The following is an 8,194-nucleotide window of genomic DNA, read 5'->3' as shown; positions in this document are numbered from 1 at the left end:
GTGACCGGGGGCGGGTTGGGATCAGACAGGAGCGAAGGGGCCGAAACGGACCCTCGAAGGCCGTCATCCGCCTCATCTGCCACAAAAGACGTCTACTGCCCCAGTCGACCCGAAGCGGTCCGCCACCTGAACTGCAATGAAGCACCCCTGGCGGGACAAAACGCTCTTTTAAAGAGTGTTTTGTCCAGAGAGGTACGTTTGATGGCCACCTGGGTAGTCGGCATGCTGGGGCGGTTGGGGCTTCTCTCGACTGCCGTGATGTCTGTTGCTGGTGACAACGGTTGGGGGTCCGTTTGGGCTCCTTCGCTCCTGTCTGATCCCAAAGCGCCCCCGCTCAACCCCGTTTGCGCCCTGTAGCCGAAGGGTCGTCGGCGGTACTACCGAAACATGCCTCGACAGCGGCCGTATCCGAGTGACCTGTCCGATGCCCGGTGGGAGTTGATGGAGTCCATTCTGTCGGCCTGGCGGGCCGAGCGAAGGGGGAAGGGCCTGGGCATAGGCCGGCCGCCCGAGCACGACCTGCGGCGGATCATGGAAGCGGTCCTCTACGTCGACCGCACCGGCATCCCCTGGCGATACCTGCCGCACGACTTCCCGCCATGGGAAACGGTCTATGGCTACTTCGCCGCCTGGCAGAAGGACGGAGTCTTCGACCAGCTCAACGGGCTCCTCCGCCGTCTGGTCAGAGAGGCGGAGGGCCGCGACGGCGAGCCGAGTGCGTGCGTGCTTGACGCACAGAGCATCAAGACTTCCGCGAACGTCCCCGCGGCCGGCCAGGGCATCGACGCGGGCAAGAAGATCGCCGGCCGCAAACGCCATATCGGCGTCGACACACTCGGTCTTCTCCTGGCCGTGCTGGTCACCGCCGCGAGCGTCTCCGACAACGCCGGCGGCATCCAGGTGCTCTCACAGATCGCGAAGGCCCACCCGCGCGTGACCAAGGCCTGGGCCGACAGCGGCTACCGAATCAAAGCCATCGAGCACGGAGCACGCCTGGGCATCGACGTCGAAGTCGTCCATCGCGACCCGGCCGCGAAGGGCTTCAAGGTGATCCCACGGCGCTGGGTCGTCGAGCGGACCTTCGGCTGGCTCATGCACCACCGACGCCTCACCCGCGACTACGAGACCCACCCACACCGGTCCGAAGCGATGATCAAGCTGGCAATGGCACCTCATAAGCCGCCGCCTCACGAGGGAATCCACCCTGAACTGGCGTGATGCCTGAACACCGACCGCGTCAATGCAACGGGTGGGACCGCTGGCTCGGACCGGGAGGGTCGAAGCTCACCCCGTTCTCGTCGAGTGCGTTGAAGACGGTAACGCGACCCGAATCGAAGGCGAAGCTGATGTCGACGTTTCCCTGAGCGACATCCCTGCCTGTCCATTCGAGCAGTTCGGCCCCCTTGATGGGCAGCCCCAGCAGAGCGTGCAGTCCGGGGAAAGGTTCGGGGCGCCACTGCAGGTCGAAGCCAGGCCACCGGACTGGACGGGTGGGGTCGATCATGTTCCACGTGAGGGAGAGATCGCCGAGCTTTTGATGGTTGATCTCGACCTGCTCGCCATCGAAGTCGAACAGCACCGGGCAGTCGCAGAACCACTCGTCATCCCTGAGGTCCCAGACCATCCAGACTCTCGTGAGCGTCCGGCCAGCAAGACCACGCAGACGATTTCCATGCTCCTGCACGACGTCACTACGGCCGTCCAACCATGCTGGCTGGTAGCCCGCGATGCCGAAATCGAACATGACGTCATCCTGTCAGAAGTGCCCCTCCTCGGGGCAGAGCAGTCCCGAATGGCGACCAACCCGTCAACTTCTAAAACACCCCTGCCGGGACAAAACGCTCTTTTAGCACAGTGCTCCCCTCTCGCCTCCTAGTGATCACCATGTGCCCCTTCGCCTCGACGAACGACGGGCCGTTGTCCGCGAGGCGGGAAGGCACCTTCCCGGCCAGAGTTCCGCCAGCAGCACCTGCCGAAGCTCAGGTTGGCACGGCTTCGCCGCCACCCCGACGGACGACAGCGGATTCCGTGCGAGCGGGGACAAGGCTGGTACGGCTTCGGCACCAGTCAGGTGCTGCTCTGGCGCTCCGACCGCATCAGGACGGTTAGAGCGTGTCTCTTTGACCAGCTGCCGGCACAAGGACGAGAACAAAAGGAAGCGTGGCACTCGCACCACTCGAAGTAGGATGCCGGCTGCGGATCTGGCAGGGCGTCCGCTGGAAGGGGGGACGCGTGGACCAGCCGAATGGCTCGCAACTGGAGCCAGTCTGGTTGGTGGCCGCGAACGTCGTGGCATGGCGCCGATGCGGGGTTGGAGGCCAGGAGCTGCGGCCCCGGGACAAAGTGCTTCAAGGGCGGAGCGAAGGTGTACGTCGCGGACGCGTACTGGGGCCCGGGGGGTGATCGGATCACGTCCGTGGGGCGCGAGCGGCACACCGGGCGGTGGATCGTCATCGACATGGCGACGCGCCACCTCCACAGCTTCCGGCCGAAGCTCGTCCACACGCCGCGGGTCTTGGAGCGACTGAAAGAGGCCCGACGTGCACGTGGGTTCATCTCAGCGGATTACGCAGCGGACATCTCCGTGACGCTGGAGCAGTACGCGTGCCAGTACCGAGCCAAGACGGCGCCGTTCGCTCCTCACCCGGACCGATGCCTATGTCACGCCTGCCTCACTGGTGAATCCGGGTGACGCGTGATACTTCGCTCGGGCTGCGTTCCGTTTCTGTAGTCAGCGTCGTGCCCAGATGAGGATGCCCGCGAGATGTAGTGCAGCTTGGTAGGCGATGGCCAGCTGGCCAGCTTGTCCGTCCGCATAGCCAGGCCGCGCCACTGCTTGAGCCGATTGATGCACCGTTCGACTGCATTGCGTTGCTTGTATGCCTCTGCGTCAAAAGTGGGCGGACGGCCGCCGGCGCGGCCGCGCCGCAGACGATGGCCGATCTGGTCGGACGGCTGGGGAATGACCGCGCGGATCCCGCGCCGGCGGAGGTGGCTCCGGATCGCACGTGACGAGTAGGCTCGATCGGCCAGGACGGCCTCCGGCCGGGTCCTCGGTCTTCCCGGTCCGCTTCGCGGAACACGGAGGCCTGCCATGACGGCTTCGAAAGCCGGTGCGTCGCCCGCCTGGCCTGCAGTGACGCGAAGGACCAGAGGCCGTGCACGGCTGTCGCTTACGAGATGGACCTTCGTGCTCAAGCCGCCGCGGGAGCGTCCGAGCGCATGGTCGGCGGCTTCGGCCCGGTTCGGAGCCCGTTTTTCCTGGCTCCGGCGGCGTGCTGGTGAGCCCGGCAGACGGTGGAGTCCACCGACACGGTCCAGCCGATGTCGTTATCAGAGTCGGCCGCTGCCAGGACCGCGGCGAGGATTCGTTCCCAGGTGCCGTCCACGGCCCATCGGATCAGCCGCTTGTGGGCGGTCTGGAACGAGCCGAGCTCGTCCGGCAAGTCCCGCCACGGTGAGCAGGTTCGGTACTTCCAAGCGATGGCCTCCAAGGTTCGGCGGTGAGATCGGCCCACCGACGGCCACGGACCGGATCGGCCGGCATCAAAGGCTCGATCCGGTCCCACATCGCATCAGTGATCACTAACCGGACAGACACATCCGATCAACTGACCAACCCATCAAAGAGACACGCTCTAGGCCTGCGTGGCTTGAAGGCCTGGAGTGATGACCGCCCCTCTCCCCGCCCGCCCAGCCGAACATCCTCTGCTTCCTGCCGAGTTCGACGAGCAGCTGCGCCAGCGCCTCGCCGAACTCGACGCCGCCTCCGACAACCACGCGGCCGACCAGCGGCCCGACAACACCACCCGCTCGTACGCGTCCGACTGGAAGACTTGGACGGCGTTCTGCGAACAGCTCCAGATCCCTCCCACTGCCGCCACCCGGGGCACGCTGCGGGCGTTCGTCGACTACCTGTGGAACCGCGAGCAGCGCGCCTACAGCACCATCGACCGCAAGCTCGCCGGGGTGTCTGTCACCCTGCGGCAGGAGTACGGCGTCGTCATCAACAAGCGGGACACGAAGTCGGCGCGCGAGCTGCTGAAGGACTACCGGCTGAAGGCCGAGGAGAATGAGGAGCCGACGCGTGGCCGCGGGAAGGCGCCGGCGATGCGGGTTGACGCGCTCCGCCAGATCGTGGAGAAGTGCTCTGACGACATCTTCGGTGTGCGGGACCGGGCCATGCTGCTCCTCGGGTTCTCCGTCGCCGCCCGTCGTGCCGAGCTCGCTGGCCTGCGGCTGCGGAACATCTCCGCGCCGTGGGAGCCAAGGGAACCATCATCTCCGCGACGATTCCGAACGAAAACACCAAGGGCATCGCCTACTGCTGAATCACAGCGGACAAGCGCCACTGCTCCGCGCGTCGGCCGACCGCCGGCTGACGCGCGGAGCAGTCGGCCCGAGACGTCACACCGCGGATGAGCGCAAGGGCCACCCAGCCTCCGACCTACACCCCACGCAATCCGGCGCCGGGCAACTGACCATACGACCTCTTGACCTGGCCGTTCCCCAAGACGAGGAGAGACATGGCAGCCTCAGCCGATTCCTGCGGGCGGATACCCCGGTTCAGGAACGGATCACCAAGGTGGGCGGACAGCCTGCGTGGCGCGGACAACCGCAGTGGACGCTGTCGAAGCAAACCGGCCGCGCCGTGGTGTTCCTTGCCCAGTTCGATCTCGGCCAGGGCCGCACTGCCTACCTGTTCATGACCGGTAGCGAAGAAGGCTGGGTCGACGGTACCTACGAAGCGGACGGCGGCGAGAACGCCGTCATCGTCCAGCCCGGCGGGCGCGTTCCCCTCCAACTCCGCACGATCCCCGTGGCCGAGGGGCCCAGTGCCGGCCCCGAGTACCTCATGATCCCCAGCGACCGGATTTCCGCCGGCGCGGAAGGGGAGATCCTGCCCCCGGCTCCCGCCTGGCAGCACCAGGAACCGGCCGGGTGTGGCTGCAAGGCGAGGAATGGCCCGGCCCCGACTGGCGCTTCCTCGCCCAGATCGACAGCCGCGACCTGCCACTCGACGTCGACTTCGGCTGCGGCGACATGGGCGTCGGATACGCCTTCCTCTCACCAGATGCCAGCGAAGGCCGCTCCTTTGGCAGAGCAGTTGAGCTGATCTGGCTCCAGGGCATCGCCGCCCGCGCGGCTGTCCAGCGTCACTGGGACCTCCTCGAAGAGGTCATGCAGGCGATGTGCACCTGGGACGGCACGTGGGACCAGTGGAACGCACGAGACAAGATCGCCCCCTGGCTCGCATCACTCACAGGCGATGCCGCAGGTGGGGCGGCTTACTGACCAGGCCAGTCTGCAGGGCCGATGAGCGGGCCGCTCTGACCTGGGGGGTGCCGACCGGCTGCCGGGCCAGCCCGAACCGACACCCGCGATGCTCCGCAAGGCCCTGGGAAGCCGTTCCCCGGTGGACGCGGGCCGACCTTGAAACCCCGGCGACGCAGGTGGCCGCGGACGCGGCCGGAGCCGTCATAGCAGTCGTCTCCTACGCCCCGCGACCAGGGACGACACCGAGCAACTGCCACCTGCCGCCAGAGGAACGGGGCTCGGGCGCGCCATGCTCGATACGGCGCTCGATGTCCTGACCGGCCTGGGCGCTACCGAGGTCCTCCTGTACGTCGACGACGACGCACCGCCCGGAGACGACCGGGAACATACCGCCGCCAACGCCTCTATGACAGGTCCGGCTTCACGGAGAACGACCGTCTCTACTCCTCCACCCTGTCACCTGCGGCATAGAGAGGGGTCGGTCCGCCGTGCTGTGCAGCGATGTGAACCGACGTCAGCATCATGGGAGCCCAGCAGCTCCCTGCGGCCCCTTCTGGCCGAGCCCATCCGACTCGTCCGCGTGCGAGGCCGACACTTCGGCGAGCAGCTCGGGCAGCGTGCCCGGGAAGTGCCACAGCCGAGGCACGAACGCGGCCCACCACCGGGCGGGGACACCGCCGGCGCTCCAGCGGGCCAGCACGGCAGCGGTCTCCACGTGCAGGGCGGAACGGCCGCTCCACGCCGCGCGCGAGACGTCGGCCCAGCCGGAATGCTGCCCCACCCACGACGTCAGCAGGCTCGCGGGACGTATCAAGGGGGCCGCCTCCGCCGCCGAGAGCTGCCCACGCTCGAGAACCGCGCCGAGGTGGCCGAGGTGCGGGGCCTGCGGATCCCGGTGGGCGTCGTAGACGACGGTCATGGTCCGCAGCGCCTGGCGGGCCGAGGCTGCGGTCTCGCCGAACGGCCCGGTGTCGCCGGGCCGCTGCCACGGGGGCACCCAGTGGCTCTCAGGGCGCCGGTACGGCTGCTGTGCCTCCGCCTCGACGGCGGGAGGCGGCAACGGGCGACCAGGGACGGCCGGCCGGCCAGTCCTGAGCACGACAGCGACCTCGGGCGGACAGTCGGGGCGCGAGCGCAGCACCTCCGAAGCAGTACGCGGCAGCCGACCGCCGAGCCGGGCCGCCGCGACCAGCCGCCAGTCGATCCGGTACGGCTCCTTGAGGATCGACCGCATGACCCGCTGCACCTCCCAGGGCGGACGGTCCGTGCGATGCGCGGCGCGCAGGCGCCGCAACAGCGCGCCCGTGCCGAGCCGGCGCTCGGCCGCGCAGTCGAGAAACGGTTCCGGATCGGTTTCCGCGCAGGCCGCGACAACATCGGCGTCGGCCGGGCCGCCACGACCGGGCAACCGCGCGGCGAGTTCCCGCACCCGGGCCGCCCCGCCCGCAGCACGCACGGTCTCCCAAGCGGTCGCGCGAGCCGTCGGCGGGTGCTCGCCGCGCTGGTCAAGCAGGGCGGCCGCCGCAAGGTCCGCATCACCCGAGAACAGCGCCCGACGATGATGGTCCTGGTGGTACGCACCGCCGGCCCCGGCGGTGAGAGGGTCCCGTATCCGCAACAGGCACAACGTCTCGTACCCCAGTCGGCGGTTGTCCAGCAGCGCCTCATCGACCTCGCGGACGTCGAGGTCGAACAGGGCTCGCTGGGTGCCGACGTTGCCGACCGTGTGCGCGAGGGCGGCCCGCAGCCTCGTGCCCCCCAGCCGCTGGACGGCCTCCGTGACGGGGGTGGGTGGATCCAACCCCATGAAGAACAGGGCCGGATCGATGTCCAGCCATGCCTCCAGGGCGGCGGGCCGCTGGTGGTACGGAATCAGCGTCGCAAGACAGGCAAGGTGGAACCGGTTACTCATCCGCTGGTTCGGCGTCAGTTCCTCGTATGCAGACACCCCGGACCGATCCTCCAGCACCACAGCTACCCCACCCCCGCCCCCGCCGGACCCCCGGCACCCTACAAGACGCCCCGCGACTACGGAGGTGTCGGCGTGTCCCCTGCCCAGGAGCTCGCCGACGCCCTCGGCACGCTGGCCGACGTCGGTTTGACGACACATGGCTGCGAGCGAGCCGTGCGCATGTGGCCGCTTCGCCATCATGGGCGGATGACATACAGCGACGCTGACCTGAACGCTCTCCTTCATCGCCTGGATGATCCGGAGCTGACGGAACATCCACCTGGCTACGACCATGCGGCGACGCGAGCGCTTTTCGAACAACTGGTGGCCAGGCTGGATGCGGACTTCGACACACGATGCACGGCGGATCGCCAGGTGCAGGACGCGAGCCTGCACGCCCGAGTCGGTGAGGTCGGGGCCGATGATGACGCCGGCGTCGCGGTATTCAAGGCCTTGGGCGGTGTAGATGCAGCCGATCTGCTGGTGTCCGCCGGTCTTGGCCCAGAGCTGGTTGTGTGTGGGGGGGGCGAGGGGGCGGCCGTCGTCGGGGTGGGTGAGGGCGGCGGCGTTCCAGGCCGCGTGCCAGGTCCGGGCCGGGGCGGCGGGATCGGTGCCGGGGACGTCGATGGTGATGTCGAGGGGGAGGGTGGTGGCGCTGCGAGGGCGGGTGCGGGTCCAGGGCCAGCAGAATCCGGCGGTGGTGCGCGCTCGTGACCCTGTGGCCACCCGGCACCCGCCGCATAATCCCTGGCAGACGTTCGTGTAGTAGGCGAGGTTTCCATGACCCGGCGCGGTCGTGGTACGGCCGAAGGCGTCGTAGGTGAAGCCGGCGTCGACAGCACGGTCGGCGCTGTCGTAGGTATACGTCTTGGCCGTGCCTCCGCCGGTCGGGCAGTGCAGCAGGAGTCACGTGAGTAACTCCGTGCCACAGCGGCCCCTTCAGCGATCGTGGCCACGATCGCGCCC

5 protein-coding genes and 2 pseudogenes are annotated in these 8,194 nt (G+C 68.2%); 3 read left to right on the top strand and 4 right to left on the bottom strand.

Annotated elements, in window-relative coordinates; all coding sequences use genetic code 11:
• The first annotated feature begins 387 nt into the window (after window positions 1-387).
• Window positions 388-1,225 (top strand): annotated as a pseudogene (locus ACIRB4_RS31530) (IS5 family transposase).
• Window positions 1,226-1,237: 12 nt separating this feature from the next.
• On the opposite strand, the gene ACIRB4_RS31525 reads toward ACIRB4_RS31530, so the two are convergent.
• Window positions 1,238-1,744 (bottom strand): hypothetical protein, encoded by a 507-nt coding sequence (locus tag ACIRB4_RS31525; protein ID WP_403296075.1) that lies wholly within the window; start codon window positions 1,742-1,744, stop codon window positions 1,238-1,240.
• 987 nt (window positions 1,745-2,731) lie between these two features.
• Window positions 2,732-3,601 (bottom strand): annotated as a pseudogene (locus ACIRB4_RS31520) (IS5 family transposase).
• A 68-nt stretch (window positions 3,602-3,669) separates the two neighbouring features.
• Here ACIRB4_RS31520 and ACIRB4_RS31515 point away from each other — a divergent pair.
• On the top strand, window positions 3,670-4,422 hold the full coding sequence (locus ACIRB4_RS31515) for a hypothetical protein (protein WP_403296072.1): 753 nt from the start codon (window positions 3,670-3,672) through the stop codon (window positions 4,420-4,422).
• Between the two features lie 25 nt (window positions 4,423-4,447).
• Here ACIRB4_RS31515 and ACIRB4_RS31510 read toward each other — a convergent pair whose 3' ends face one another.
• Window positions 4,448-4,804: a hypothetical protein gene (locus tag ACIRB4_RS31510; protein WP_403296070.1), complete on the bottom strand. Its 357-nt coding sequence runs from the start codon at window positions 4,802-4,804 to the stop codon at window positions 4,448-4,450.
• Window positions 4,805-4,941: 137 nt separating this feature from the next.
• On the opposite strand from ACIRB4_RS31510, the gene ACIRB4_RS31505 reads away from it, so the two are divergent.
• Window positions 4,942-5,295, top strand: coding sequence for a hypothetical protein (locus ACIRB4_RS31505; RefSeq protein WP_403296067.1), 354 nt, complete (start codon window positions 4,942-4,944; stop codon window positions 5,293-5,295).
• Window positions 5,296-5,797: 502 nt separating this feature from the next.
• Here the strand turns inward: ACIRB4_RS31505 and ACIRB4_RS31500 are convergent.
• A complete protein-coding gene (locus tag ACIRB4_RS31500; protein WP_403296064.1) occupies window positions 5,798-7,954 on the bottom strand; it encodes a DNA/RNA helicase domain-containing protein in 2,157 nt (718 codons plus the stop codon).
• Window positions 7,955-8,194 lie beyond the last annotated feature (240 nt).

Origin of the sequence: Streptomyces sp. NPDC093600, from assembly GCF_044764755.1 — a bacterium.
Taxonomy (GTDB): domain Bacteria; phylum Actinomycetota; class Actinomycetes; order Streptomycetales; family Streptomycetaceae; genus Streptomyces.
The sequence above is the reverse complement of the archived record's forward strand: the minus strand, read 5'-3'. Positions and strand labels throughout refer to the sequence as shown.